Source organism: Erwinia sp. PME.40.26/001, assembly GCF_055556675.1.
In genome coordinates, this window is record NZ_JBVHNP010000102.1 from 1 (window position 1) to 279 (window position 279).

Annotated in this window: 1 protein-coding gene; it reads right to left on the bottom strand. The window is 60.2% G+C overall.

Translation table 11 applies throughout. From position 1 onward, the window contains the following. Window positions 1–279, bottom strand: a 279-nt coding sequence (locus ACZ3HG_RS23405; RefSeq protein ID WP_465334722.1) for a hypothetical protein, incomplete at both ends; no start/stop codon positions are given.

Here is a 279-nt window from a genome sequence, read left to right on the forward strand (position 1 = left end):
CGTCTCTTTCGGCTGAGTTTTCCGAGTGCCTCCTCGGCTTTCGACCAGCGATGCTGCCGCATGTATCGAAGTCCGAGCGTGTATTGGATTCGCTCGCGGCTCGCCGTCTTCAGATTGGGTCGCTTCTTTAGGTAGTTAGCAATCTGCTCGGGGGTCATCCGGATGTCAAGCAGGTAGGCGACGTCATCGCTGTGGCCCAGCTTTCGATAGATATCGAGGGCGTCGCCCATCCGGTTCTGCCCCTCGTAGAGCAGCGCCAGGCACTCGCGCGCACCACCG